Source organism: Pseudomonas sp. GW821-FHT07F05 (assembly GCF_059418765.1).
This window is the reverse complement of record NZ_JBWKQL010000003.1, coordinates 727,636-752,636: the sequence shown is the minus strand read 5'-3', so window position 1 is coordinate 752,636 and position 25,001 is coordinate 727,636. Positions and strand designations below refer to the sequence as shown.

The 25,001-nt window shown below is 62.1% G+C and carries 26 protein-coding genes; 12 read left to right on the top strand and 14 right to left on the bottom strand.

Translation table 11 applies throughout. From position 1 onward, the window contains the following. The first annotated feature begins 8 nt into the window (after positions 1-8). From AC07RO_RS11150 to ssuE, 3 genes are all read left to right on the top strand, one after another. Positions 9-1,421 carry an undecaprenyl-phosphate glucose phosphotransferase gene (locus tag AC07RO_RS11150; protein ID WP_495086016.1) on the top strand — a complete coding sequence of 471 codons (1,413 nt, stop codon included), beginning with the start codon at positions 9-11 and terminating at the stop codon, positions 1,419-1,421. A 166-nt stretch (positions 1,422-1,587) separates the two neighbouring features. Next, positions 1,588-2,670, top strand: coding sequence for a polysaccharide biosynthesis/export family protein (locus AC07RO_RS11145; protein ID WP_495086015.1), 1,083 nt, complete (start codon positions 1,588-1,590; stop codon positions 2,668-2,670). Positions 2,671-3,035: 365 nt separating this feature from the next. Beyond that, complete coding sequence (ssuE, locus tag AC07RO_RS11140) at positions 3,036-3,617, top strand: NADPH-dependent FMN reductase (RefSeq protein ID WP_192174018.1); 582 nt, start codon at positions 3,036-3,038, stop codon at positions 3,615-3,617. A 10-nt stretch (positions 3,618-3,627) separates the two neighbouring features. Here the strand turns inward: ssuE and AC07RO_RS11135 are convergent, their stop codons facing one another. The 3 genes from AC07RO_RS11135 to AC07RO_RS11125 form a co-directional block, all read right to left on the bottom strand. Further along, complete coding sequence (locus AC07RO_RS11135) at positions 3,628-3,903, bottom strand: hypothetical protein (protein WP_192174019.1); 276 nt, start codon at positions 3,901-3,903, stop codon at positions 3,628-3,630. Between the two features lie 581 nt (positions 3,904-4,484). Further along, on the bottom strand, positions 4,485-5,855 hold the full coding sequence (locus AC07RO_RS11130) for a GntT/GntP/DsdX family permease (protein WP_192174020.1): 1,371 nt from the start codon (positions 5,853-5,855) through the stop codon (positions 4,485-4,487). A 153-nt stretch (positions 5,856-6,008) separates the two neighbouring features. After that, positions 6,009-6,932, bottom strand: a complete 924-nt coding sequence (locus AC07RO_RS11125) for a LysR family transcriptional regulator (RefSeq protein WP_495086014.1) — start codon at positions 6,930-6,932, stop codon at positions 6,009-6,011. Positions 6,933-7,062: 130 nt separating this feature from the next. On the opposite strand from AC07RO_RS11125, the gene AC07RO_RS11120 reads away from it, so the two are divergent. The 3 genes from AC07RO_RS11120 (at position 7,063) to AC07RO_RS11110 (ending at position 10,150) form a co-directional block, all read left to right on the top strand. Next, on the top strand, positions 7,063-7,764 hold the full coding sequence (locus tag AC07RO_RS11120; protein WP_037013408.1) for a CoA transferase subunit A: 702 nt from the start codon (positions 7,063-7,065) through the stop codon (positions 7,762-7,764). 90 nt (positions 7,765-7,854) lie between these two features. Further along, positions 7,855-8,511, top strand: a complete 657-nt coding sequence (locus AC07RO_RS11115) for a CoA transferase subunit B (RefSeq protein WP_192174022.1) — start codon at positions 7,855-7,857, stop codon at positions 8,509-8,511. A gap of 220 nt (positions 8,512-8,731) precedes the next feature. Next, entirely contained in the window at positions 8,732-10,150 is a 1,419-nt protein-coding gene (locus AC07RO_RS11110; protein WP_495086013.1) for a short-chain fatty acid transporter, read from the top strand. Between the two features lie 232 nt (positions 10,151-10,382). Here AC07RO_RS11110 and AC07RO_RS11105 read toward each other — a convergent pair whose 3' ends face one another. Continuing rightward, positions 10,383-10,709 (bottom strand): antibiotic biosynthesis monooxygenase family protein, encoded by a 327-nt coding sequence (locus AC07RO_RS11105; protein WP_495086042.1) that lies wholly within the window; start codon positions 10,707-10,709, stop codon positions 10,383-10,385. A 4-nt stretch (positions 10,710-10,713) separates the two neighbouring features. Further along, on the bottom strand, positions 10,714-11,424 hold the full coding sequence (locus tag AC07RO_RS11100; RefSeq protein WP_495086012.1) for a CTP synthase C-terminal region-related (seleno)protein: 711 nt from the start codon (positions 11,422-11,424) through the stop codon (positions 10,714-10,716). An 89-nt stretch (positions 11,425-11,513) separates the two neighbouring features. Here AC07RO_RS11100 and AC07RO_RS11095 point away from each other — a divergent pair, with 89 nt between their 5' ends. Continuing rightward, entirely contained in the window at positions 11,514-12,392 is an 879-nt protein-coding gene (locus tag AC07RO_RS11095; protein WP_495086041.1) for a LysR family transcriptional regulator, read from the top strand. Positions 12,393-12,558: 166 nt separating this feature from the next. Here AC07RO_RS11095 and AC07RO_RS11090 read toward each other — a convergent pair whose 3' ends face one another. From AC07RO_RS11090 to AC07RO_RS11075, 4 genes are all read right to left on the bottom strand, one after another. Then, a complete protein-coding gene (locus AC07RO_RS11090) occupies positions 12,559-13,464 on the bottom strand; it encodes a helix-turn-helix transcriptional regulator (protein WP_495086011.1) in 906 nt (301 codons plus the stop codon). A 96-nt stretch (positions 13,465-13,560) separates the two neighbouring features. Further along, positions 13,561-14,250 (bottom strand): fumarylacetoacetate hydrolase family protein, encoded by a 690-nt coding sequence (locus AC07RO_RS11085; RefSeq protein WP_495086010.1) that lies wholly within the window; start codon positions 14,248-14,250, stop codon positions 13,561-13,563. Positions 14,251-14,382: 132 nt separating this feature from the next. Beyond that, positions 14,383-15,147 (bottom strand): SDR family oxidoreductase, encoded by a 765-nt coding sequence (locus tag AC07RO_RS11080; RefSeq protein ID WP_282372411.1) that lies wholly within the window; start codon positions 15,145-15,147, stop codon positions 14,383-14,385. A 60-nt stretch (positions 15,148-15,207) separates the two neighbouring features. After that, complete coding sequence (locus tag AC07RO_RS11075; protein WP_495086009.1) at positions 15,208-16,140, bottom strand: 2-hydroxyacid dehydrogenase; 933 nt, start codon at positions 16,138-16,140, stop codon at positions 15,208-15,210. A 367-nt stretch (positions 16,141-16,507) separates the two neighbouring features. Here AC07RO_RS11075 and AC07RO_RS11070 point away from each other — a divergent pair, with 367 nt between their 5' ends. Further along, the gene (locus AC07RO_RS11070) at positions 16,508-17,647 is read left to right on the top strand and encodes a glycerophosphodiester phosphodiesterase (RefSeq protein ID WP_495086008.1); all 1,140 of its coding nucleotides are present in this window, start codon (positions 16,508-16,510) and stop codon (positions 17,645-17,647) included. 46 nt (positions 17,648-17,693) lie between these two features. Here AC07RO_RS11070 and pyrF read toward each other — a convergent pair whose 3' ends face one another. Then, positions 17,694-18,392 (bottom strand): orotidine-5'-phosphate decarboxylase, encoded by a 699-nt coding sequence (gene pyrF, locus AC07RO_RS11065; protein WP_282372423.1) that lies wholly within the window; start codon positions 18,390-18,392, stop codon positions 17,694-17,696. Positions 18,393-18,567: 175 nt separating this feature from the next. Between pyrF and AC07RO_RS11060 the strand changes: the two genes are divergently transcribed. Then, positions 18,568-18,735: a DUF2897 family protein gene (locus AC07RO_RS11060; RefSeq protein ID WP_065986232.1), complete on the top strand. Its 168-nt coding sequence runs from the start codon at positions 18,568-18,570 to the stop codon at positions 18,733-18,735. A gap of 122 nt (positions 18,736-18,857) precedes the next feature. Here AC07RO_RS11060 and AC07RO_RS11055 read toward each other — a convergent pair whose 3' ends face one another. Further along, positions 18,858-19,688, bottom strand: a complete 831-nt coding sequence (locus AC07RO_RS11055) for a substrate-binding periplasmic protein (RefSeq protein WP_192174031.1) — start codon at positions 19,686-19,688, stop codon at positions 18,858-18,860. Between the two features lie 547 nt (positions 19,689-20,235). On the opposite strand from AC07RO_RS11055, the gene AC07RO_RS11050 reads away from it, so the two are divergent. Continuing rightward, complete coding sequence (locus AC07RO_RS11050) at positions 20,236-20,778, top strand: 3'-5' exonuclease (RefSeq protein ID WP_282372406.1); 543 nt, start codon at positions 20,236-20,238, stop codon at positions 20,776-20,778. 90 nt (positions 20,779-20,868) lie between these two features. Then, on the top strand, positions 20,869-21,156 hold the full coding sequence (ppnP, locus tag AC07RO_RS11045) for a pyrimidine/purine nucleoside phosphorylase (RefSeq protein ID WP_192174033.1): 288 nt from the start codon (positions 20,869-20,871) through the stop codon (positions 21,154-21,156). Positions 21,157-21,177: 21 nt separating this feature from the next. Here ppnP and AC07RO_RS11040 read toward each other — a convergent pair whose 3' ends face one another. Continuing rightward, positions 21,178-22,956 carry an ABC transporter transmembrane domain-containing protein gene (locus AC07RO_RS11040; protein WP_495086007.1) on the bottom strand — a complete coding sequence of 593 codons (1,779 nt, stop codon included), beginning with the start codon at positions 22,954-22,956 and terminating at the stop codon, positions 21,178-21,180. A 172-nt stretch (positions 22,957-23,128) separates the two neighbouring features. Here AC07RO_RS11040 and AC07RO_RS11035 point away from each other — a divergent pair, with 172 nt between their 5' ends. Continuing rightward, entirely contained in the window at positions 23,129-23,305 is a 177-nt protein-coding gene (locus AC07RO_RS11035) for a PA1571 family protein (protein ID WP_346631040.1), read from the top strand. 54 nt (positions 23,306-23,359) lie between these two features. Here the strand turns inward: AC07RO_RS11035 and pdxB are convergent, their stop codons facing one another. Beyond that, a complete protein-coding gene (gene pdxB, locus AC07RO_RS11030) occupies positions 23,360-24,508 on the bottom strand; it encodes a 4-phosphoerythronate dehydrogenase PdxB (protein ID WP_495086006.1) in 1,149 nt (382 codons plus the stop codon). 88 nt (positions 24,509-24,596) lie between these two features. Continuing rightward, positions 24,597-24,851: a sulfurtransferase TusA gene (gene tusA / locus AC07RO_RS11025; RefSeq protein WP_282372422.1), complete on the bottom strand. Its 255-nt coding sequence runs from the start codon at positions 24,849-24,851 to the stop codon at positions 24,597-24,599. Positions 24,852-25,001 lie beyond the last annotated feature (150 nt).

Genomic DNA, 25,001 nt, shown 5'->3' with positions numbered 1-25,001 from the left:
CCCAGCCTATGCGCACTCCATTAAGGGGCATCCTGCATGCCCATTCATCGTCGCTGTCCGTCGCTCACCGGCTGCTCGATCTGGCGGTCATCGCGGTCGGCGGTTACGGCGTCAACCTGCTCACCGGCACGCCAATGAGCTCCGAAGCCTGGATGCAGATTCTGCTGGCGGCGGTGGCTTTTCACTGGCTGGCCGAATACAACCAGCTGTACGGCTCGTGGCGCGGCGAGCGCATCTTGCGCGAGCTGCTGAAGGTCGCCAATTACTGGGGCCTGGCCTTCGTGCTGCTGCTGTTCGTCGATTACCTGCTGTTGCAGCCCGACGATCTGGCGGACGACAGCCAGATGGCCTGGTTTGCCGCCGTGCTGGTGGCGCTGTGTGGTTATCGTCTGGCGATTCGCAGCGTGCTGCACGCGTTGCGCGCCCAGGGTTTCAACACCCGGCGCGTGGCGATCGTCGGCACCGGCCATTGCGGCGAACGCCTGGCGATGTCCATCGAACGCGCGCCGTGGATGGGCCTGAACCTGCTGGGCTTCTATGACGAAGCGCCGCAGCAGATTGACCTGGCGCGCATCGGCCGACGCATTCCGGTGCTGGGCGATCTGGATCAACTGATCCAGGACGCCCGCGACGGCAAGATCGACAAGGTGTACATCACCCTTGAACTGGGCGCACAGGCGCGTTTGCAGGAACTGATCAAAGGCTTGAGCGACACCACCGCGTCGGTCTATGTGATCCCGGATGTGTTCATGTTCGAGTTGCTGCATGCCCGCAGCGAAAGCATCAACGGCCTGCCGAGCATCAGCATTTTCGATTCGCCCATGGATGGCGCCTGGAGCGTGGTCAAGCGTCTGGAAGACATCGTGCTGTCGAGCATCATCCTGACCATGATCGCCCTGCCGCTGATGCTCATCGCCCTGGCGATCAAGCTCACCTCCCCCGGCCCGGTGCTGTTCCGTCAACGCCGTTACGGCCTGGACGGGCGGCCGATCATGGTCTGGAAATTCCGCAGCATGAGCGTGCAGGAAAACGGCTCGGTGGTGACCCAGGCCACGCGCAACGACAGCCGCATTACGCCGCTGGGCGCGTTCCTGCGCCGTACCTCGCTGGACGAACTGCCGCAGTTCTTCAATGTGCTGCGCGGCGAGATGTCCGTCGTCGGCCCGCGCCCCCACGCCGTGGCGCACAACGAGCAATACCGCAAGCAGGTGTCGGGTTACATGCTGCGGCACAAGGTCAAGCCGGGCATCACCGGCTGGGCCCAGATCAACGGCTGGCGCGGCGAGACCGACACGCTGGACAAGATGCAGAAACGCGTTGAATTCGACCTGCAGTACATCGAGCACTGGTCGGTCTGGCTGGACCTGAAAATCATCCTGCTGACGCTCTTCAAAGGCTTCGTCAACAAGAACGCCTTCTAAAAAGAAAATCTGCCAAAAACAACAAATATGGCCAAGGGCTAGTAAGCTCGGCGGGAGGTGCACGGGTGCATGAGCGAATGTGATCCGATGTTCGGTGTAAGTAAGGGATGCAAAGAAATCACTGCGGTGCCAGTACGCACCTATTAGGATTAGAAGGAACATTCATATGAAAGTAACGTTAGCGGTCGTGCTGCTTTCCAGTCTGGTGTTGCAAGGCTGCGCATTCGCCCCCGGTCAGTACATGTCTTACAGCGATGTCACCGACAACGACCCCGACGGTCCCCAGGTCACGCTGATCAACATCACCCCTGCCACTCTTGCGCAGCAGCAGAAAACGGCGGACGCCGCGGCCAAACCGCTGCCCCCGGAACTGCTGAACTACAAGACCCCTGAATACGTCGTCGGCCCGGGCGACGCCTTGCTGGTGACCGTTTTCGAACACCCTGAACTGACCGCGCCGGGCTCCCAGGAACAACTGGACGCCAACAGCCGCGAAGTGCTGAACGACGGCAGCGTGTTCTTCCCGTACGTGGGCCGTATTCAGGCCGCCGGCAAGACTGTTTCGCAGATCCGCGAGCAACTGCGCATGGGTCTGGCGCCGCAGTACACCGAGGTGAAAGTCGACGTCAAAGTGCTGCGCTATAACAGCCAGCGCGTCCTGCTGTCGGGTGCGTTCAAGACCCCTGGTCCGCAAGCGATCACCAACATTCCGCTGAGCCTGGTTCAGGCCATCAGCCAGGCCGGTCTTGACTTGACCGACGCCAACCTCGCCGGCCTGACCCTGCGTCGCGACGGCAAGGATTACGTGATCGACGTGGACTCGCTGAACCGCAAGGACGCGCAGATCAGCAAGATCTTCCTGAAAGACGGCGACTACCTGCACCTCAACAGCAACTCGAAAAACAAGATCTACGTGCTGGGCGAAGTTCAGCGCCCGCAAGTGATCTCGTTCAGCACCACCAGCGTGAGCTTGCTGGAAGCGCTCGGCACCTCTGGCGGCTTGAGCCCTGACGCAGCCGATGGCGATGCGGTGTATGTGATTCGTGCACAGGACGCCACCCACGGGGCGACGGTTTATCACCTCGCTGCGAAGAAGCCGACCAGTTATGCACTGGCGAAAGGCTTCGAGCTGGCGGCCCAGGACGTGGTGTTTGTCGGCCCGGCCAACATCACCCGCTGGAGCCGTTATGTGAGCCAGTTGCTGGGTTCGAACAACATCATCCAGACCGGTGCGATGTTCAGGAATTGATGGGGCAGGCAGCTTCAAGCTGCACGTTTGGAGCTGCAAGCTGACAGCCGCGCAACAGAGCAACAGAGAAATCCTCGCAGTGGTCCGACTGCGGGGATTTTTTTTGGATTGAATTTGGCAGCGGCAAGTGTTGCTGAGGCAACACCGGATCAACAACTACGTGCGCCTGGATCAACAGTCTGGGGTGTCTGGCAGTATTGCAGCTGAGGCTGATCGCCGGATTCACGGGGGCAACGGACGATTGAGGGGGCTGGCACACATGCTGCTTCACTCCCTTCAAAGGGTCTTCACGCCCATTACTTCGCGTTGAACGCGGCCTGCACGGTGCCAAGCACCCCGGGTGACTGACCCCAAGGAAACAACACATGTTGGTAGTTTCGATTTCAGGTAGCCCTTCCACCCGATCGCGCTCGGGCGTGGTGCTGCAACATGCCGCGCACTGGCTCAAGGACCGTGGCGTTGAAGTGAACGGTGTGCGCATTCAGGATTTCGCCGCCGAGGATTTGCTCTACGCCCGATTCGACAGCCCACAGGTGGTGGCTTTCATCGACGCAGTGGCGAAGGCGGATGGCTTGCTGATCGGCACGCCGGTGTACAAGGCATCGTTTTCGGGGGCGTTGAAGACGCTGCTCGACCTGCTCCCGGAGCGTTCACTGCACGGCAAAGTGGTCTTGCCGATCGCCACGGGTGGGAGCATTGCACACATGCTGGCGGTGGATTACGCGCTGAAACCGGTGCTGTCCGCGCTGAAATGCCAGGAAGTGCTGCACGGGGTGTTCGCCATCGACAGCCAGATCAGCTACGGCGAGAACGCGTTGGGCGGTGATCTGGATGAACTGCTGACCCAGCGACTGCATGACGGTCTGGATCACTTTTTACTGGGCCTTCAACACCGGACCCAGGCGCGTCACAAGGAAGCGGGCGGTCATTTGAAACTGGCGTTGTAAGCCTATCGACTTAACCCTGACGTGCTTTCGAAGCGACGCTGACTTCGGCGTTGTATTCGCCACGGTTGTCGAACTCGTGGGCGCGTTGCAGTTGTGGCTGTTCCATCATTTGCGCCTTGCGGGCCTGGAATTCGTCGTAGGACAGGCCGCGACGGTTAAGGTCTTCGAGTGCCAGCTGGTGGGTTTCCTCAGCGCTGTAAGGGCGCAGTTCGGGATGATTGCCAGCGGCACAACCGGCGAGAACGGAGGCGGAGAGTAACAGGGAGAGGGCAAGAAGACGGTTCATTGGGAGCCTCCATTCGGCTCGTTTCTGGAATGAAGCCAAGGCTACGCGCCGGGCCTTTCCAGCAGAAATCAGTCGTCTTGATAGTGGCTATCGGGTTTGGCGCGCAATTGGCTGTTCGGCGATCTATCTAAGCGTAGAGTGCGTCGGCCTAACGGCCTCGGGTTTCGCCTTCGGCGAGTTACTTGGAAAAGCACCCCAAGTAACCAAGGGTGCTTGCTCTCGGTTGGGCCCGACTTCGTCGGGTTCCTTCACTCCGGTCTCGCTCCGTGGGCCCGCGCCGAACGGGCATCCATGCCCTGACGGCGCTCTCGCCGCATCCATGCGGCTCGGCCCACTGCGCGAGACCTGCGTTCAGCCTGCACCCAAGTCGCGATTGGCGGTGTTTGGACTTTTTGCGTACCAAAATCAAAAGCAGATCAAAAGCTTCCCGGCTGAAGCCGGTCCTACAGACCCCGCGTAACCACTGTAGGACCGGCTTCAGCCGGGAAGAGGCCCGCATGACCGCCATCAATTTCTTGGCCAATACCATTCTGTGAGGCTGCTCACTCCCACAGGGTTTCAGCCTTGGCTCTCGGAAATGGTCAGACCAAAAAGTGCCACAACAGCGACGTCCCGATCAGCCCGACCACCGAGACAATCGTCTGCAGCACCGACCATACCCAAATGGTTTGCTTCAGTTGCAGGCCGAAGTATTCGCGGACCATCCAGAACCCTGCGTCGTTGACGTGGCAGAAGAACACCGAGCCTGCCCCGATCACCAACGCCACCAATGACGCTTCCACCGGCGCCAGCCCGGCCATCATCGGCGCAAGAATGCCCGCCGTGGTAGTCGTCGCGACGGTGGCTGAACCAGTGGCTTGACGCAGCGCGACCGCAATCAGCCACGCCAGCAGCAGGTACGGCATGTGCGCGCCTTCGGCCACTTTGCTGATGGTCTGGCTGACGCCGGCGTCCAGCAACGTTTGCTTCAAGCCGCCGCCCGCACCGATGGTCAACAGCAACACGGCAATCGGCGCCAGGCTTTTACGCAGCGTGCCGCCCACTTGTTCGCGGGAAATACCGTTGGCCCAGCCCAGACACACCGTTGCGGCCAGCACCGCAATGCCCAACGCCACCAGCGGCTCACCGAGGAATTTCAGCGTCAGCGCGATGTTGCTTTCCGGCTCCATGGCGATTTTCGCCAGGGTGCTGCCGAGCATCAGGATCACCGGCAGCAGAATGATCAGCAACGAGATACCGAAGCTCGGTTGGCGGGAGGCACTGGGTTTGGCCGAGAACAGCTCGCCCAGCTCTGCCGGTTCCTCGATGTGCATGCGCTTTGACAGCCAGTTGCCGTACAGAGGACCGGCCAGAATCACCGCCGGCACCGCCACGCAGAAACCCAGCAACATGGTCAGGCCCAGATCCGCGTGCAAGGCGCTAACGGCGATCAGCGGCCCCGGATGCGGCGGCATCAGCGCGTGCAGCGTGGTCATGCCGGCCAGCGCCGGAATGGCGATTTTCAGCAGCGGCTGATTCGACTGGCGGGCCATGACGAAGATGATCGGCACCATCATCACCAGACCCACTTCGAAGAACAGCGGCAGGCCGATGACCATGGCCACCAGGGCCATGACCCACGGCAGGGCTTTGCCCTTGCCCAGCCCCAGCAACGTCGAGGCAATGCGATCCGCCGCGCCGGACTCGGCCATCAGCGCACCGAGCATGGCACCGAGGGCAATGATGATCCCGGCCTCACCGAGAATCCCGCCCGCGCCCTTGCTGAACGCCTTCGCCACTGCCTCCGCTGGCAACCCCGCACCTATCCCTGCGATGAATGTGCCCACCAGAATCGACAGAAACGGCGGGAGCTTGGTCGCGCTGATCAGCACGATGATGGTGGCAATGGCGATCAGGCAGCAGATGATCAGGCGAGTGTCATGAAACACCCAGGCAGCAGATGACAGATCCAACGCGGAACCCCTTATCGGTCGGTTTTTATTTCAGGACGGATTGAAACAATATGTTTCAGCCGGCCGAACCATACCGGATGCGGCATTGCGTCGCAGTTAAATTTTCACAGGATCTGGCCGTTTCGCCACCGCTCTCCAAGCTGGAGCGCGATATCACCCTGTAGGAGCAAGCTTGCTCGCGAAGGCGGCATTTGAGTCACGTGCGCACTCGATCAGCACCTCGCGCAACCCCTGGGCGGCGGCTGACAATTGGTGGTCCGCCTGGGTCATCAAGCCAATACGACGCTCGATGCGCGGGCCTTCCAGGGCAATGCAGCGAGCGCCGAGCTCTTCCATCTGCGCGATGCACAGCGACGGCACCGCGCTGACGCCCAGGCCGTTGGCGACCATGCGGCCCACCGTCGACAGCTGATGGCTTTCGAACGCCACCGACAGTTTGCCGTGCTGGCTCTGCAGGTCTTGCTCCAGCAACAAGCGCACGGCGGACGGGCGCTGCAGGGTGATGAAGTCGTGACGCAGCAGCTCGTCCCAACTCACCTCGCTGCGCGCGGCCAATGGCGAATCCTTCGGCACCACGGCGACGAAGCGGTCCATGTAGAACGGTGTAAAAATCAGGTGGTTGCCAGATTCAGGTTCGAAGCCGATGCCCAGCTCCACGCGCCGATGCCCGACCATTTCCACCACCTGCTCGTTGATCACGTCGTGCACCGCCACGTTCACCCGAGGGTAGCGCTCGCGAAACACCTTCAGCGCGATCGGCAGCAGATTGCCTGCGTAGGACGGCATTGCCGCCACCGAGACGTTGCCCATTTGCAGGGTGAAACGCTGGCGCAGCAGCTCTTCGGTGTTGTCCCAGTCGGCGAGCAACTGCCGGGCCAGCGGCAACAAGGCCTCGCCCTCGGGCGTCAGGCTGACGTTGCGCGTGGTGCGGGTCAGCAATTGCCCACCCAGGTCTTCCTCCAGCGCCTTGATGGTCAGGCTCAACGCCGGTTGCGATAGATGCAGTCGTTCACCGGCCTGAGCGAAACTCAAGCACTGCGCCACTGCCAGAAACGCCCGAAGCTGCTTCACGTTCATATATTTGGAATACTTATCAATCGATCAAAAAAACAAAATTAACAAATCAGTGCTTACGAGAGAAGATGCGGCCAACGCTCTCCGATGCTTAGATTGTCGGACACAACTACAAATAAGGCGGGATCTCACCATGGCTGGACTCGACAAACGCGTGGCAACCTACGCTGAAGCCCTTGCCGGGCTGACCGACAACATGACTGTGCTGTCGGGCGGCTTCGGGCTCTGCGGCATCCCTGAAAACCTCATCGCTGAAATCAAACGCATGGGCGTGAAGGGCCTGACAGTGGTGTCCAACAACTGCGGCGTCGACGGCTTTGGCCTGGGCATCCTCCTTGAGGACCGGCAGATCCGCAAAATGGTCGCGTCCTACGTCGGTGAAAACGCCCTGTTCGAGCGCCAGTTGCTCAGCGGCGAGCTGGAGGTCGAACTCACCCCCCAGGGCACCCTGGCCGAAAAAATGCGCGCTGGCGGCGCGGGCATTCCCGCGTTCTATACCGCCACCGGTTACGGCACCCCCGTTGCGGAAGGCAAGGAAACCCGCCAGTTCAACGGCCGCAACGTGATTCTCGAAGAAGCCATCACCGGCGACTTCGCCATCGTCAAAGGGTGGAAGGCCGACCACTTCGGCAACGTGGTCTACCGTCACACCGCGCAGAACTTCAATCCGGTGGTGGCCACGGCCGGCAAGATCACCGTGGTGGAGGTCGAAGAAATCGTCGAGCCCGGCGTGCTGTTGCCCACCGAAATCCACACCCCCGGCATCTATGTCGATCGCGTGATCCTGGGCACGTTCGAGAAGCGCATCGAGCAGCGAACCGTCAGAAAAGCCTGACATCAGCGTCGTCCTCGAACCGATTTCCCCTTTGTATTTCCGGCGCTGGGGCTTCCCACAGGCCGGACAGAATAAAAGAGACCCAAGACCATGGCACTCTCCCGCGAACAAATGGCACAGCGCGTTGCGCGCGAACTGCAAGACGGCTTCTACGTAAACCTGGGCATCGGCATTCCGACCCTGGTCGCCAACTACGTCCCGGACGGCATCGACGTAATGCTGCAATCGGAAAACGGCCTGCTCGGCATGGGCGCCTTTCCCACCGAAGAAACCATCGACGCCGACATGATCAACGCCGGCAAACAGACCGTGACGGCGCGCAAGGGCGCGTCAATTTTCTCCTCGGCCGAGTCCTTCGCCATGATCCGTGGCGGCCATGTCGACCTGACCGTGCTCGGCGCGTTCGAAGTGGACGTCGAAGGCAACATTGCCTCGTGGATGATCCCCGGCAAGCTGGTCAAGGGCATGGGCGGCGCGATGGATCTGGTGGCCGGCGCCGACAACATCATCGTTACCATGACCCACGCGTCCAAGGACGGCGAATCCAAGTTGCTGTCGCGCTGCAGCCTGCCGCTGACCGGCGCCGGCTGCATCAAGAAAGTGCTGACCGACCTCGCGTACCTGGAGATCGAAAACGGCGCCTTCGTGCTGCGCGAAACCGCACCGGGCGTGACCGTCGATGAAATCATCGCCAAGACCGCCGGCAAATTGATCGTGCCGGATGACGTGGTCGAAATGACGTTCTGATGGATCCGGCAATGGCGCGGTTCTGCAGGATCCGCGTCATGCCCCACGTTTTCGCCGCAGCGTAAGCGTTTGCCACACCCGCACCTTTGGTCAGACCGCCCTGCCCCTTCAGCGATGAAGGGGCTTTGCTGTATCTGAACCGGTGTTTTTTTCGCGTCACCGCCAACACTTGAAACTGCCGTCCAAAAAACCTGAAGAATAACTCCAAGAGGTAATAAACGTGGCCGCCGACATCGAAGAAAGCCGCTCCGCCCGCTTTGCCCTGCGTTGCGCCAAATGGGCGGAACGCTGGTTCCCGGACTCGTGGGTGTTCGCCGCCCTGGCCGTGGTCATCGTCACACTTGCCACGCTGGTCATCGGCGCCAAACCCGCGGACACCGCCAAAGCCTTCGGTGACGGTTTCTGGAGCCTGATCCCCTTCACGATGCAAATGGCCTTCGTGGTCATTGGCGGTTACGTCGTCGCCAGTTCGCCACCGGCGGTCAAGCTGATCGACCGCCTGGCGCGCATCCCGAAAAACGGCCGCTCGGCGGTGGCCTGGGTCGCGCTGATCAGCATGGTGGCGTCGCTGCTCAACTGGGGACTGTCACTGGTTTTCGGTGGCTTGCTGGTGCGTGCCCTCGCTCGCCGGACCGATCTGAAAATGGATTACCGCGCCGCCGGTGCCGCGGCTTATCTGGGCCTGGGCGCGGTGTGGGCCTTGGGCCTGTCGTCGTCCGCCGCCCAGTTGCAAGCCAACCCGGCCAGCCTGCCGCCGTCGATCCTGGCGATCACCGGGGTGATTCCGTTCACCCAGACCATCTTCCTCTGGCAGTCCGGCGTGATGCTGCTCGCACTGGTGGTGGTCTCGATCATCGTCGCCTACGCCACGGCGCCCGGCCCGGCCAATGCCCGCGACGCCAAGGAATGCGGCATCGACCCGAGCTTCAGCCTGCCGCCGTTGCCTCCCCGCACCCGACCCGGCGAATGGCTGGAATACAGCCCGCTGCTGATCATCCTTATGGTCGCGCTGGCGTCCGGCTGGTTGTACAACGAATTCAGCACCAAGCCCGCGATCACCGCAATTTCCGGCCTGAACACCTACAACTTCCTGTTCATCATGGTCGGCGCGCTGCTGCACTGGCGTCCGCGCAGTTTCCTCGATGCCGTGGCTCGCGCCGTGCCGACCACCACCGGCGTGCTGATCCAGTTTCCGTTGTACGGCTCGATTGCCGCGCTGCTGACAACCGTCAAGGGCAGTGACGCGCAAACGGTCGCGCACCACATCTCGACGTTCTTCACCAGCATCGCCTCCCACGACACCTATGCGCTGCTGATGGGCGTGTACTCGGCGATTCTCGGGTTCTTCATTCCGTCCGGCGGCGGCAAGTGGATCATCGAAGCACCGTACGTGATGCAGGTCGCCAACGATCTCAAATACCACCTCGGCTGGGCGGTGCAAATCTACAACGCCGCCGAAGCCCTGCCGAACCTGATCAACCCGTTTTACATGCTGCCGCTGCTGGGCGTGCTCGGCCTGAAGGCACGGGACTTGATCGGCTTCTCGTTCGTGCAGCTGTTGGTGCATACGCCGCTGGTGCTGTTTCTGTTGTGGGTGCTCGGCACGACGCTGGCGTACATCCCGCCGGTCCTGCCTTGATTGAATAGTCGGACCGGCTTTAGCCGGGAGGGCGTCATTAGCCGCACCGCAAAATCGAGGGTGCCTATGAAGGCCCCTTCCCGGCTGAAGCCGGTCCTACAAAAGCAGTGTGGGCAGTCAGTGAAATTGGGGTGAACGCGGATGTAGGACCGGCTTTAGCCGGGAAGACGTCAATGGTCACACCGCAAAACCGAGGGTGCCAACACCGGCCCCTTCCCGGCTGAAGCTGGTCCTACTTTGCAAAGCTGTATTCGCGCTCGACTCTGGAAACCCGGGTCGTGCATTGCCGATACCAGGTGGACCGGCCGCGCTCGCGGATTTCCCGGTGTTCCGGATGTTCCTTCCAGGCCAGGATCGCTGCTTCGTTCGCCCAGTAAGACACGGTGATCCCCAGCCCATCGTCGCTGCGTGCCGATTCCACGCAGAGGAACCCCGGCTGCTGACGAACGAGTTCGAGCATCCGCCGGGCGGCGTCGTCATATTCCTGAGCGTCGAGCTCAGTGCGGATTGAAGTGAAGATCACTGCGTAATACGGCACGCCAAAGGTGTTTGCCATCATCATGTCAAATCAACTCCGCCGCGCAGGCCAGCACAAACGCCTTCACCAGCGGCGGGGTGCTGCCCTCTAGGGCGGCGCGTTCCGGTTGAAACAACGTCGCGACGAAAAACGGATGACCGTCGAGCTCCATCGCGCGGACCTCCCCGTCTTCGTCATAACCCGATACTTTCAGCGGCCCGGCAAACACGTCGGCCTCCAGTTCCTTGCGCAAACCGTAGCGGCAGCGGTAGCGCTCGTGGGTTTCCAGTGCGCCGTACGCGGCGGCAATTCGCGAACCCGGGCGCAGGCGAATCGGTGCGAAGGCCTCGACCAGCGAGCAACTCAAGGGCGTGATGATTGCGTTCTCCGATTCCGGCGCGGTCTCGGCATGCTCGGCATCGGCCCAGCCCAGGTGATTGCGCGCGTACTCCAGCAACGCATGCTGAAAGCCGCCGCACGTCCCGAGAAAAGGAACCTGCCGCTCCCGGGCGAAGCGAATCGCCGTCAGCGCGCCGCTCATGTCGCGATAAGGGCTGGCCGGCACGCACCAGATGCCCTCGAACGCCTGCAGGCTCGCGCCATCTGTCACCTCCGTCGTCGGCACCCATGTGGCCTGCACGCTAAGCCCCGCTTCGTTCGCCACCCTGTCCAGCGCCACGGGTATGGCCTGATGTGCCGGCACGCTTGGGTCGTAGTCACCTACCAATGCAATCCGGATTTTCTGCCGCTGAGTCATGTGTGCTCCCTGATATCAAAACGCTTTGCGTGAGGTCCGGAGGCGACTATAAGCTTGTGGCCCTGCAATCAGAATGGGCGTCCGGGCAAGTGATCAATGCAGCTGCGCACTATCGAATCAATCATGCCGACCTCACCCTCATCCTCGCGCTGGTGCGGGGGAGGACGCTGGCCAAGGCCGCCGATCTGCTGAAGGTCGATGTCTCGACGGTGTTCCGTGCGGTGCGGCGAATGGAGAAGGCGGTGGGCACAACGCTCTTCGACAAGAGCCGCGCCGGCTACGTACCGACCAGCGCAGCACTGGAGCTCGCTCAACAGGCGGAAAGTGCCGAAAACGCGTTGGCCCTGGCGCAGTTGAGTCTCGAGCAGGGCCGGCAAGTCGTCAGCGGCACCGTGCGCCTGACTTGCACCGAAGCCGTCCTGCAAAGCCTGTTGCTTCCCGCCCTGAGCAGCTTCATGCCGGACTACCCGGGTCTGCGCCTGGAACTGAACACGTCCAGCACCTTTGCCAACCTGAGCCGCCGCGATGCCGACATTGCCCTGCGTCTGACCAACACGCCGCCCGAGCATCTGGTCGGCACTCGCCTGGGCACGGTCGGATATCGGGTCTGCTCGAGCGAGGCCTACGCGCGACGCTGCGGTGATCGGGCCCTCGACGACATGGACTGGATCGCCCCCGACGATTTCCTACCCGACCACCCCACCGTGATGTGGCGTAGGGAGCATATGCCCGGCGTGAACCTCGCCTACCGCTGCAGCTCCATGCTTGCCGTGGCCCAACTGGTGCGCGCAGGCATGGGCGTGGCAGCGCTGCCGGATTTCATGGTCCGGGACAGCGAAGTTCAGCCTTTGAGCGATCCGCTCGCAGGCCATGACACCGGGCTGTGGCTGCTGACCCGGCCAGATTGCCGGGCGCTGCGCTCGGTGTCGGCGTTGTTCAGCGAGCTGACCAAGGCGATTGAGCTGTAAAAAGCGTCTCGCCCCTGCGATACAAAACCTGTGGGAGTGAGCTTGCTCACGAAGGGGCCGGTACATCCGCTAGATCACTCGCGGATGGAAGGCAGCCTTCGCGAGCAAGCTCACTCCCACAAGGGCCGCGTTCGCTGAAGATAGATGTGGAGCGGAACCAACCCGTTCAACCACCCCGCCGCTCCCGGCGAAACTGGCCCGGCGGCATGCCGTGGGCTTTGCGAAAGCGCCGTGAAAAATACGCTTCGTCGGTAAACCCGCAGATCTCGGCGATGTGGTTCAGGGGTTTGCTGCTGTTCATCAAATGCGTGCGCGCCAGCCGCATGCGCCGCTCCAGGACCAGTTCGGAAAAACTGCTGCCGGTTTCCTTGCGCAGCAGGTGGGTCAGGTAATTGGGCGACAGAAAGGCCGCCGCCGCGGCATCGGTGAGGGTCATGGCAGGATCGGCAATGTGCGCGCGAATATAGTCGATCACCCGACTCATCGCATCGCGCCGTCCCCGCCGCTCGGCCTTGTTCGCCGACAGCGCCAGCAACTGCGCTTCATAGCGATTGCACACCGTGCCGATCAGCTGCAGCAGGCAGCCCCGCAGAATGGCGCCGGAGCCCAACTGCCTGCCGCGATCCATGTCGCGCATCTGCACCAGCAGCGCGGTCACCTCGGCGAAGTCGGCGTCATCAAGGGTGAAATCCAGATGTTCCTGAAACCGGAACGGCGCCAGCTCAGGCGCCTCGGCGACGGGCACGTCTTCAAGGTCCATCGGATCGCACTGCAGATGCTGCAGGAGAAAGTCCTGAGAAAAGTTGATGACGACAAAGTTGCCGTCTTCCGGGTGCGGAATCACATGCAGGCGATGGGGCAGGATGAACGCCAGGGTGTTGCGCGGAAACGGCCTGACCGCGCCGCCGATGTGCTGCACGGTGTCGCCGCCGAGGTTGATCTGGATCTGGAAATAGTCATGACGATGGGGCGCCGTCAGCGCGGGTCGGGCGGACTTGTCACGGATGTAGAAATCCATGCGGTCGCTGCGCTGCTGCATGCCATAGGTCTGGATGCGGGAGGGATGGGACATCGCTGAAACACCTGAAATCGCGGGTTCGGACTGCCCCCATGGTAGGGCAACGGCGGCAGCCGAACCAAAGGATTCTCAGGCGGGCGTAACGTGGGATCAGCCGATTGTCAGATTCAGCTCGGCAATGCCTTCGATCCCGGCGGTGACCACATCACCGCGCTGCAAAGCGCCTACCCCGGCCGGCGTGCCGGTGTAGATCAGGTCGCCCGCCTTGACTCCGACCGACTGCGACAGGTAGGCGATCACGTCCCTGACCGCCCAGATCTGATCAGACAGATCGCCACGCTGACGGCGCTCGCCATTGACGTCCAGCCAGATCGCGCCGGCTTCCGGATGGCCGATCTCGCTGACCGGGCGCAGCGGTGTGGCGGGCGCGGAGGCGTCGAAGGCTTTGGCCCACTCCCATGGCCGGCCCATTTTCTTGGCCTGGGCCTGCAAGTCGCGGCGTGTGAGGTCCAGGCCGACGCCATAGCCCCAGACATGGGTCAAGGCGTCCTGCGGGTCGATATTCACGCCGTCCTTGCCGATCGCCACGACCAGTTCGATCTCGTGATGCAGGTCCTCGGTGAGCGGCGGGTAAGCAATCTGGCCTTCAGCGGGCACCACGGCGTCAGCGGGCTTCATGAAGAAGAAAGGCGGCTCGCGGTCGGGATCGTGGCCCATTTCCCGGGCGTGATCGGAGTAATTGCGGCCGACGCAGAACACCCGACGAATCGGAAAACGGTTGGACGTCCCGGCGACCGCCAGGGAGGGTGTGGCAACGGGGGCGATAACGAACTCGGTCATGGCAGTGTCCTTGATTAAAGGTGGCTCGGCATGGGGTTGAGTGTGGCGGTTGATCGCTCAGCCGGGTTGGACAGATCCCATTTGGTTTTGGACAAAACAACGCAGCTCAACGCAACGAGCCGAGCCGACAGATCAGCCACGCCCCACAAACGGCATACCACTGGCCATGACGGTCATGTTCAGCACGTTGGCCGACAACGGCAGCCCGGCCATGTAACTCACCGCTTCGGCGACGTGCTGCACGTTCATGGTTGGCTCGACCTGCAGCTCACCGTTGGGCTGCAAAACGCCTTTGGTCATGCGACCGGTCATTTCGGTGAGGGCATTGCCGATGTCGATCTGACCGCAGGCAATATTGAACTGGCGACCGTCCAGCGCGGTGCTTTTGGTCAGGCCCAGCACGGCGTGTTTGCTGGACGTATAGGGCGAGCTGAACAGCCGTGGCGTGTGCGCCGAAATCGAGCCGTTGTTGATGATTCGTCCGCCCTGAGGCACCTGGCGTCGCATCAGGCCGAAGGCGGCGCGCACGCACAAAAACATCCCGGTGACGTTGGTGTCGATGACGTTCTTCCACTGCTCCACCGACAGCTCATCCATTGGCACCGCCGGTGCGCCGATGCCAGCGTTATTGAACGAAACGTCCAGTCGACCGAATGTGCGTTCAATGGTCGCGAACAACGCTTCGACGCTGGCCGGATCGCGCACATCCGTCGGCACCGCCAGCGCCTGCTGCCCGGCAGCCTCGGCCTGATCGACCAGCGCCTGCAACGGCTCGGGCCGACGTCCGGCCAGCACCACGGCAAAGCCGTCAGCCAGCAGTTGCAGCGCCACGGCGCGGCCAATACCGCTGCCGGCGCCTGTGACCAGAGCGACTTTCAATACAGAAGATGAAGACATGGGCGATTCCTTTTTTGTCAGAGAGCGTTCTGCGGTCGATATCGCCGCACCCACCGCGTATCAGCTGTGAACAGGCGTCAGCACCGGCTTGCCCGCGTAGAACGCCAGCAGGTTGTCGGCGACCATTTGCACCGTGTCGCGGGATGCTTCCGGCGACAATCCTGCCAGATGCGCCGTAAGGACCACGTTGTTCAAGGCTTTCAGGGCATCGGGGACGTGGGGCTCGTCATCGAATACGTCCAGCGCCGCCCCGGCCAGGCGGCCGTGCTGAAGCGCGTCGATCAGCGCATCGGTGTCGACGACACTGGCCCGGGCGATGTTGACGAGGAAGCCGTCCGCGCCCAACGCATCGATGGCCGCCTTGTCGATCAGGTGCCGCGTCGACCCGCCGCCCGGCGTCGCGACCACCAGAACGTCCGACGCTTCGGCCAGCGCCAGCGGGGTCGCGCAATAGTTGAAATCCACGCCCGCCCGGGGTGAGCGGCTGTGATAGTGGATGACCATGTCAAACCCAAGCGCGCGTTTGGCGATGGCCATCCCGACCGAACCAAGGCCGAGAATGCCCAGGCGTTTGCCGGAGAACGAGGGCCGTGTGACCTTGCGCCATTCGCTGCGGCGCACCGACGCGTCGGCCTGGGGAATGTCGCGAACCGCTGCCAGCAGCAAGGCCATCGCGTGGTCCGCCACCGTCGGGGCGTTCACCCCCGCCCCATTGGTCACCACGATGCCCCGCGCCTCGGCGGCTTCGAGGTCGACACGCTCGTAGCCCGCGCCAATCACACAGATGATCCCAAGGTTCGGCAGCGCCGCCATTTCCTCGGCAGTGAACCCCAGCGGCCCACGGGTCAGCACCGCATCAATCTCCTCACCGCCATTCGCCACCGCCTCGGCGCGCATCGCCGGCGTCGGCGCCAGAATCAGGCGAAAGCCGCTGCTTTCCAGAATCGGTAAATACATGTTCACGCTTTCAACCAGCACCAACACCGTTTTCATCATCCCTCCGCCAAGCGAAATTCGAGGTGCTGACAGTAGCGCGAGTGAGAGCGGTTGGGCAGGGGCGAACATGGAAATCCATAGTTATGACGCTGCGCATTAGCCCGGCAGACCCATTAACGTCACACGGAACGCCGACACTTTAAGGCACCCAATACCGGATCAACGGACCAGCTGTGGCCTCAACTATTTCCATCAAACCGACAGCCATTCCCCCCAAAACGACAACCCCGGTTGCCCGCCATGCCCGTTGCTGTTTAAGGTTTGAGCCCTGCGGCACCTGATTTTTCACAACAAAACGATGTGCCACGCGGTGCGGCAACGGCTGCGCCATGAACGGACTTGCACAATAAGGAACGTCAGAACCATGTTGAAAGGATTATCCAGAACGTTGAGCGGCGCCGCGATCGCCGGTGTGTTGTTGTCATCCGCCGTGGCCCTGGCGGCCACTGACACCGGCAAAGAACCGGGTCGGGCGCTGGCGGCGAAGATCGGCGTGCCATGGCCGGCGGTCATTGCCCATCGCGGTGCATCGTTCAATGCGCCCGAGGAGACGGTCCCGTCCTACACGCTGGCCCGCGAGCTGGGCGCGGACTACCTGGAGATGGACATCCAGCGCACCAGGGATGGCGTGCTCATCGCGCTGCATGACAACACGCTGGAGCGCACCACCAATATCGCCGAGGTCTACCCGCAACGGGCCAAGGACCCGCTGAACACCTTCACGCTGGAAGAAATCAAGCGCCTGGACGCAGGCTCGTGGTTCAACAAGGCCTACCCCGATCGCGCCCGCGCCACCTACGTCGGGCTGAAGATTCTGACGCTGGACGAGGTCATCGACATCGCCGAAGGCGGCAAGAACAAGCCCGGTCTGTACATCGAAACCAAGGTGCCGGCGCAGTTTCCGGGCATTGAAGAGGATTTGAAGAAGAAGCTCGATCAGCGTGGTTGGCTGAGCCAGCGTCCTGCCGCCGAGAAAGGCTATGTCAACGTCGCCCACATGCCGGGCCGCGTGGTGCTGCAGACCTTTGAAAAACCAAGCCTGGAATTGCTGCAGAAGAGCATGCCCGATACGCCGAAAGTCCTGCTGCTGTGGCTGGGTGATGGCTACATCGAAACGGCGTCGGGCAAGACGTTCAAGGACTCGGGGGCCAAGGACAAGGCCAGCTTCTACGCCAGCCAGCAGGTGAAATCGAAAGAGGAATTTGCCGCCTGGATGGACTGGGCCAAAGCCCACGGCGCGGTGGGGACCGGGCCATCGGCAGCGCTGAAGAACGGCGGGGACCAGAGCTACAGTGATCTGGTGCAGCCGTGGATGAACAAGATGGCCCATGATCGCGGGATGATCGTTCACCCGTACACCGTGGATGACGCCGTGGATTTCAAGGCGATCAGCGAACAAGGCGTGGACGGGTTCTTCACCAACCGGGCTTCGGAACTGCTGAAGTTCTACGGCCGACCATCGAAGGAAAGCATGGACTCAATCCTGAAACGCAGCGGTTTTTGAGCCAGGAACCGCCGGCATTTGCCGGCGATTCAACTGCAAGAGCGGATCAAGCCAACTCTGCAACCACCGCCGCCAACGCTTTCGCCGGATCGGCCGCCTGGCTGATCGGGCGGCCGATGACCAAGTAATCAGAACCCGCATCCAGCGCCTGACGCGGCGTCAGAATGCGACGCTGATCGTCCACCGCGCTGCCGGCCGGACGAATGCCCGGGGTTACCAGTTGCAGTGACGGGTGCGCCGCTTTCAGCGCCTGGGCTTCCAGCGCGGAACACACCAGACCGTCCATCCCGGCTTTCTCAGCCAGCGCCGCCAACCGCAGGACTTGCTCTTGGGGCTCGATGTCCAGACCGATCCCGGCCAGATCCTCGCGCTCCATGCTGGTCAGCACGGTCACGCCGATCAACAGCGGCTTGGGGCCAGTGCGCTGATCCAGCACGTCACGGCAAGCCGCCATCATGCGCAGGCCGCCGGAGCAGTGCACATTGACCATCCACACGCCCATTTCAGCGGCGGCCTTCACCGCCATCGCCGTGGTGTTGGGAATGTCATGAAATTTGAGGTCCAGGAACACTTCGAAGCCCTTGGCGTTGAGGGTTTCGACGATGTCCGATGCGCAGCTGGTGAACAGCTCCTTGCCCACTTTGACCCGGCACAGCTTAGGGTCCAGCTGATCAGCCAGATTCAACGCGGCTTCGCGGGTCGGGAAATCCAGGGCGACGATGATGGGGGTCTGGCAGGCGGACATGAGCGGGTTCTCTGGCAAGTCGAAATCGGCGCGCATTGTAGCCGAACATCCCGCAGGGCGGGACCCGGCAATCGGTAAATGCCTGCCCGACCCGCGCCAGGCGTCGTGCATCTCCTACAATTGAACCACTGGACAGCGCCGCTGCTCCAAGCCTTATCACAAGAAGGAGAGCGTTATGCCCTGGTATGCCTGGTTAATTCTGGTCGTTGCAATCGGCTCGATCGTCGGCGGTCTGCTGATGCTCAAGGATTCAGCGAAGAAACTGCCCCTGACCGATGAACAGCTCAAGCGCGTTCACGAGCGCAATGCCGAGATGGACGCAAAAGAAGCGCGAGACCGCTGAACCACCCTGCCCACCAATGCTGCTGAAGCACGCTGTGGGAGCGCGTTTTCAGCGCTCCCCCATCGCCTCAGCCTTATCACCATCACCCGCTGCGCGTTCCCGGCAGGTAATAGGTGCCTTCGTCAGTCGCTCTTCGCACCTTCGCCCTGGGCCACCGCGTGATGAGTGGCCTGCGGCGTCACGGCGATACGAAACGGCTGAAAGATCTTGAACATCTCCCCGTTCTCTCGGAGTTTCTTCAGCAGTTCGCTGAAGCGTTCGCCGCTGATGGGTGCGTCCGGGCGCAACAACGCGTAGTGCCGATACACCTGATCCACGCGGTCCGACACCAGAAACTGATCGGCGTCCTGCGGGTTGTTCGACATGAACGTGCTCAGGTAGGAGCGCGTTACCAGTGCAATGTCCGCGCGGTCACGCAGCACCATCAGCAGGTTGCTGTCGTGGGAATAGGTCAGCGTGGCGTTGTAATTGTCGGCGAGAAATTTAGGGTCGGCGTCGAAACCCGCGAACGCATAGTGATAGCCGCTGAACAGTGCAAGGCGCTTGCCGTGCAACTCCTCGAAATACGTCTGGGTCCTGCCCTGCAAGCGGTGCGCCACGAAAACCTCGGCGTCTTCCAGCCCCATGTCGACATCTTCGTGGGGAATGCCTTTCCAGCCCCAGTCGGGGTTTTCGAAAATGGCCATGTCAAAGCGCGCCTGCTGGAAATCGCGAAACCGGCGCGGGATGGACGTGGGCACCGCTTCAAAGCGGTAGTCGTTCTGCATCGCGTTCAGTGCGCTGATCATCTGCGGCAAGAGCCCGGTGTCTTCACCGCGCTCGGGGCGGATCGTGTACGGCGGGAAATGCGCCGCGCCAATTCGCACGATCTGGGTCGCACCGGCCTGCCAGGCCCACAGCGTTGTGGTCGTGAACAGCAGGGTTTTAAAAGCCATCCGCATCGGCGTGGACATCAAGACAAGGACCTCAGGCGAAACGGAGTACGTAAGCTATGCGTTCGCGATCAATTAGACAACGGTCAAACGGAAGCTAAATCGCCTCTGTCGTTCCAACTCTCGCCCTCCTTGCGCCTTGCTGCCCCCTTTCCCTTTTGGCCCACATCCCGGCTGAGTGCGCGCGATGTCTTTGCAGGACCGGCTTTAGCCGGGAAGAACCCCGACTGAGTGCCACCCGCTTTGTGGGGTGTCGCCCGACGCTTTCCCGGTTAAAGCCGGTCCCACCATAAAGCGCTGAAGCTGTCCTTGTCCTTTGCGTTATCGACCGCGCTGCGCTTTATATGAGGAGCGGGTCCGCATGCAATTTATGCCGAGGCGCGTCAGCCAGGCAAGGGCTGTCCCGGCCATTTGCCAGTCAGGCGCTACAAAAGAAGAGGGTCCTGCAAACCTTCCCGCCTGCCGCGAGTCCCAATCATGGATCATCCGCGCCGGGCAATTGGACGTGACGGCCGTGATGTGGCTACGCTCCATGGCGCTGCCGCAGGTTATGAAACAGGAGTTCGAGATGCCCTACTGGCTGGTGATAGACCTGGAGGCCACCACTGAAGAGGGCGGATGGCCGGTGGCGGAAATGGAAATCATTGAAATCGGTGCGTCGCTGGTCAATCAGGACGGGCGCGAAATCGACCATTTCGAACGCTTCGTGCGGCCCGTGCGCCGCCCGTTGCTCACGCCCTTCTGCCGGGAGCTGACGCACATCCAGCAGAGCTTTATCGACAGTGCCTTGACGCTGCCGGCGGTATGGCCACAGTTCGAACGCTGGATTGCTCAACACCGCGAGCGACTGGTCGCCTGGTCCAGTTGGGGCGATTACGATCGGCAGCAGCTGCAACAGGACTGGCGCCAGCACCAGCTCACCAGCGAACTCGCCACCCTGCCCCACATCAACCTGAAACAACGCTTCGCCAAAGCCCGTCACCTGCAAAAACCCTGCGGCCTGAACACTGCGCTGCAACTGGCGGGAATGCATTTCAACGGCCAGCAACACCGGGCACTGTCGGACGCGCGCAATACCGCACGTTTGTTACCGCTGGTGATTCCCGGCTGAAGCGTGACGCATCTCTCAAAGCGGATGACGGCCTTTTGTACGTTCGGCATACTGTCCGGCCTTTTCCAGCCCTTCCCAAGGAGATCAGCCATGTTCAAGGTCAACGAGTATTTCGACGGTACCGTCAAATCCATCGCCTTCAAGCAAGCAGCAGGCGACGCGACCATCGGCGTCATGGCTTCCGGAAAATACAACTTCGGCACCAGCGACCGCGAAATCATGCATGTGATCTCGGGCTCCCTGAAAGTGCTGCTACCGGGCGCCAATGACTGGGAAACCTTCAACGCCGGTGAGAGTTTTAAAATCCCGGCGAACGTCAAATTCGATGTCGAAGCGACCGAAGAAACCGCTTACCTCTGCGAATACCGCAAAGACTGATGCGCAGATTCAGGTCGGCACTCAGCCGACCTGCTCCACCCCGGCATTGAACTGCAAGGCCGCCAACCGCGCGTACAGCGGGTTGCTGGCAATCAGCTCGCGGTGGGTTCCTACCGCGACCAGTTTCCCCTGATCCATGACCGCAATCCGGTCCGCGTTCTGCACCGTCGCCAGTCGGTGGGCGATCACCAGGGTCGTGCGACCCTTCATCAACGTCGGCAATGCCTGCTGAATCAGATACTCACTCTGGGCATCCAGTGCGCTGGTGGCTTCGTCGAGCAACAGAATCGGCGCATCGGCCAGCAAAGCTCGCGCGATGGCCAGCCGCTGACGCTGTCCGCCCGACAAGCCCATGCCGCCGTCACCCAAGTGGGTTTGATAACCCTGGGGCAGCAGCTGAATGAATTCATGGGCATGGGCAATCCGCGCCGCCGCCTCCACTTGCTCGACGCTGGCCGCCGGGTTGCCGTAGCGAATGTTGTCCTCCACCGAGCCGAAAAACAGCGCAGGGGTTTGCGACACCCAGGCGAAGCAGCGGCGCAAGTCCAGCGGGTCCAAGCGTTCGGCGGGGATGCCTTCGATCAGCACGCGTCCCTGCTGCGGGTCGTAAAAACGCAGCAGCAGGTCGAACAGCGTCGACTTGCCCGCACCGGAAGGCCCGACCAGCGCCAGGGTTTCACCCGCTTCGACGGTCAGGCTCAAGCCGTCCAACGCATTGCGCTCCGGGCGTGAGGGGTAGGCGAAACTCAGGTTTTCCAGCGCCAGGCGACCGCTGATGCGTTCGGGCAGCGTGAGCAGATCACTGGCAGGCGCAGTGATTTCGCTGCGCGCCTGCAGTAATTCGGTGATGCGCTCTGCCGCGCCCGCTGCCCGTTGCATCTCACCGATGACCTCGCTGAGGGTGCCGAATGCGCTGCCGACGATCAGGCTGTAGAACACGAACGCCGCCAGCTCGCCGCCGGAGATGCGGCCGGCGATCACGTCCATGCCGCCGACCCAGAGCATCACGCCGACCGCGCCCAGCACCAGCACGATCACCAGTGTGATCAGCCACGAGCGCTGCAATATCCTCTTGCGTGCCGTCTCGAAGGCGCCTTCGGCGGTCTGCGCGAAACGCTGCCGATCCTGCTCCTGATGGTTGTAGGCCTGAACGGTTTTGATCTGCCCCAGGGCCTCGGACACGTAGCTGCCGACATCCGCCACGCGGTCCTGACTCTCCCGCGACAGACTGCGCACGCGCCGCCCGAAAATGAGGATCGGCGCGATCACCAGGGGCAACGCCACGACCACAATGCTGGTGAGCTTGGGGTTGGTGAAGAACAGCAGGATGATCCCGCCGATGACCATCAGCGCATTGCGCAGGAACATTGACAGCGACGAGCCGATCACCGATTGCAGCAGCGTGGTATCGGCGGTCAGGCGCGACTGGATTTCCGAGCTGCGGTTGTTCTCGTAGAAACCGGGGTGCAGGCTGACGAGATGGTCGAACACCTGCTTGCGCAGATCGGCGACCACCCGTTCGCCGATCCAGGAAACCAGATAGAAGCGGGCAAAGGTGCCGATGGCGAGGGCGACCACCAGCCCCATGAACAGGCCAATGGTTTCGTTGAGCAGCGTCGGCGAACGGGTCATGAAACCCTGATCGACCATCAGCCGGATGCCCTGCCCCATCGACAGGGTGATGGCGGCGGTGACCACCAGCGCGAGCAACGCACCGATGGCTTGCTTGCGGTACGGCGCGATCATGCGCAGGGCAAGACGAATGGCATGCCGCTGACGGCCGGAAAAGACTGAAGCCATGGAGGACACCCGGAAGACGAATCAGCCGCAGAGCCTACACCTCCCTCCCCGCGCACGCTCGTCAGCTTTCGCTGAACTCCGTCGGCCGTCGTCAGTCAAGGAATGCTGTCACGGCGCGGTCATGCCGTCGTGATTACCATCGATGCGCACTTACCTGATGAGGAGACAGGCCATGAGCTTGCAAAGCAGCAGCAATCAAGAACCCGTGTTCCGCCCTCAACCCGAGCTGCAGCTGGGCGGCGCGATTCTCGACGGAAACGGCCAGGAAATCCTGATCACTGAAGAAATGGTTCAGGCGGCCTGTCAGGAATGCGAGAAGTACTGGGTACAGCCCGAAAAACAAGACTGATGTGCAGATTTGATTCCAACCCGGCCATGGCGCCGGGTTTTTTATGGGCGCCGATCAGTCACCCACAACCGTTGCGCCGAGGGCCTCGACGATCTGACGCAAGGCCGCCGACTCGCCGTTGATGCGCACCTGCAGGCTGTCGATTTCCCGGCGGGGCGGGTAATGCTTGCGCAAGGCGTCGAAGGCCAGGCGTTGGCTCTGGGCATCGCCCACCAGACTGCGGCGAAAATCCGCGTCGTCGCGGCGTGGATCGTAAACGCCGCGACACAGCGCGTTCAGTGCCCAGACCGGATCGGTGGCAGCGTCCAGCGTGACTTGCGCCAGCCAGGGCTTGGGCAGCAGGTCTTCAAGACGGATGCTCGCCGGCTGGTCAAGGTGCGCACACAGGGCGTGATAGATCTGCGCCGTGCCGCGCTGCCGGCCGTCGAGGCTGTAGCCAGCGATGTGCGGGGTGCCGATGACGCACAGCTCGGCAAGTTCGACGTCGACCGCCGGTTCTTTCTCCCAGACGTCCAGCACCGCTTGCAGGTCTTCACGTTCCAGCAGCACCTGGCGGAGGGAGACGTTATCGACCACCGGGCCGCGCGCTGCGTTGATCAGCCAGGCGCCCGGCTTGAGCTGCTGCAGCCGGGCGCGGTCGAACAGGTGCCAGGTGGGCGTGTTGCCGGTTTTATCCAGCGGTGTGTGCAGGCTGATCACATCGCAGCGGGCGATGATCTCGTCGAGGCTGACGTAATCGCCGCCTTCGCTGGCCTGACGCGGCGGGTCGCAGACCAGAACATTCCAGCCCAGGCCGCGCAAAACCTTGATCAAGCGGCCGCCGACCTGCCCCGCCCCGACCACGCCGTAAGTGCGGCTGGCAAGCTCGACGCCTTCGATTTCCGCCAGGGTGAGCAGGCTGCCCAGCACGTAGTCCACCACGCCACGGGCGTTGCAGCCAGGGGCGCTGGAACATTGAATGCCGGCTTCCTTGAAGTAATCGAGGTCGAGGTGATCGGTACCGATGGTGCAGGTGCCGACAAAGCGCACCGGCGTGCCTTCGAGCAAGGCGCGGTCAACGCGGGTCACCGAGCGCACCAGCAAAATATCGGCGTCGGCGACGGCAGCGCGGTCGAGCGTGCGGCCCGGATAACGCTGGATGTCACCGATGCCTGCGAAGAAGGCGTCGAGCAGGGGAATGTTTTCGTCGGCAACTATGCGCATGTCAGGGCTCCTGGAGTGGCCGCAGTGTAGGCGCCAGCGCCCTGCCGAGCCAGCGCGATGCGAAATGCGTCAGCCGGTACGCAGCCAATCAGTCGAGCTTCTTGCGGATCCAGTAGAGGAACTCGCCGTCGCCCGCCTGTTTGTCCACCAGCTCGTGGCCGAGGAAGACACAGAATTTGGGGATATCACGCTGGGTGGACGGATCGGTGGCGATCACCTTGAGCAAGCCGCCGGGGGGCAAGTCACGCACCTTCTGGTGCAGCATCATGACCGGCTCGGGGCAATTGAGGCCGGTGGCGTCGAGCACGGCATCGACGGCGGGGCTTTCAATGGAATCAGACATGGGGGCAATGGAATCAGACATGGGGGCGCTCCGGAAACAGGCCGGCATTGTCGCCTAATCGGAACAGGTCGCCAATCGGCACTTTGCCCCGGCCCCTTCGCGAGCAAGCTCGCTCCCACAGTAGGGCAGATAGCCGCCAACCTTACGCGA

Excerpts from the sequence above, each read along its gene's own strand:
- AC07RO_RS11150 (WP_495086016.1), top strand. The coding sequence starts at position 9 with ATGCGCACTCCATTAAGGGGCATCCTGCATGCCCATTCATCGTCGCTG.
- AC07RO_RS11145 (WP_495086015.1), top strand. The coding sequence starts at position 1,588 with ATGAAAGTAACGTTAGCGGTCGTGCTGCTTTCCAGTCTGGTGTTGCAA.
- ssuE (WP_192174018.1), top strand. The coding sequence starts at position 3,036 with ATGTTGGTAGTTTCGATTTCAGGTAGCCCTTCCACCCGATCGCGCTCG.
- AC07RO_RS11135 (WP_192174019.1), bottom strand. The coding sequence starts at position 3,903 with ATGAACCGTCTTCTTGCCCTCTCCCTGTTACTCTCCGCCTCCGTTCTC.
- AC07RO_RS11125 (WP_495086014.1), bottom strand. The coding sequence starts at position 6,932 with ATGAACGTGAAGCAGCTTCGGGCGTTTCTGGCAGTGGCGCAGTGCTTG.
- AC07RO_RS11120 (WP_037013408.1), top strand. The coding sequence starts at position 7,063 with ATGGCTGGACTCGACAAACGCGTGGCAACCTACGCTGAAGCCCTTGCC.
- AC07RO_RS11115 (WP_192174022.1), top strand. The coding sequence starts at position 7,855 with ATGGCACTCTCCCGCGAACAAATGGCACAGCGCGTTGCGCGCGAACTG.
- AC07RO_RS11105 (WP_495086042.1), bottom strand. The coding sequence starts at position 10,709 with ATGATGGCAAACACCTTTGGCGTGCCGTATTACGCAGTGATCTTCACT.
- AC07RO_RS11100 (WP_495086012.1), bottom strand. The coding sequence starts at position 11,424 with ATGACTCAGCGGCAGAAAATCCGGATTGCATTGGTAGGTGACTACGAC.
- AC07RO_RS11090 (WP_495086011.1), bottom strand. The coding sequence starts at position 13,464 with ATGTCCCATCCCTCCCGCATCCAGACCTATGGCATGCAGCAGCGCAGC.
- AC07RO_RS11085 (WP_495086010.1), bottom strand. The coding sequence starts at position 14,250 with ATGACCGAGTTCGTTATCGCCCCCGTTGCCACACCCTCCCTGGCGGTC.
- AC07RO_RS11080 (WP_282372411.1), bottom strand. The coding sequence starts at position 15,147 with ATGTCTTCATCTTCTGTATTGAAAGTCGCTCTGGTCACAGGCGCCGGC.
- AC07RO_RS11075 (WP_495086009.1), bottom strand. The coding sequence starts at position 16,140 with ATGAAAACGGTGTTGGTGCTGGTTGAAAGCGTGAACATGTATTTACCG.
- AC07RO_RS11070 (WP_495086008.1), top strand. The coding sequence starts at position 16,508 with ATGTTGAAAGGATTATCCAGAACGTTGAGCGGCGCCGCGATCGCCGGT.
- pyrF (WP_282372423.1), bottom strand. The coding sequence starts at position 18,392 with ATGTCCGCCTGCCAGACCCCCATCATCGTCGCCCTGGATTTCCCGACC.
- AC07RO_RS11060 (WP_065986232.1), top strand. The coding sequence starts at position 18,568 with ATGCCCTGGTATGCCTGGTTAATTCTGGTCGTTGCAATCGGCTCGATC.
- AC07RO_RS11055 (WP_192174031.1), bottom strand. The coding sequence starts at position 19,688 with ATGTCCACGCCGATGCGGATGGCTTTTAAAACCCTGCTGTTCACGACC.
- AC07RO_RS11050 (WP_282372406.1), top strand. The coding sequence starts at position 20,236 with ATGCCCTACTGGCTGGTGATAGACCTGGAGGCCACCACTGAAGAGGGC.
- ppnP (WP_192174033.1), top strand. The coding sequence starts at position 20,869 with ATGTTCAAGGTCAACGAGTATTTCGACGGTACCGTCAAATCCATCGCC.
- AC07RO_RS11040 (WP_495086007.1), bottom strand. The coding sequence starts at position 22,956 with ATGGCTTCAGTCTTTTCCGGCCGTCAGCGGCATGCCATTCGTCTTGCC.
- AC07RO_RS11035 (WP_346631040.1), top strand. The coding sequence starts at position 23,129 with ATGAGCTTGCAAAGCAGCAGCAATCAAGAACCCGTGTTCCGCCCTCAA.
- pdxB (WP_495086006.1), bottom strand. The coding sequence starts at position 24,508 with ATGCGCATAGTTGCCGACGAAAACATTCCCCTGCTCGACGCCTTCTTC.
- tusA (WP_282372422.1), bottom strand. The coding sequence starts at position 24,851 with ATGTCTGATTCCATTGAAAGCCCCGCCGTCGATGCCGTGCTCGACGCC.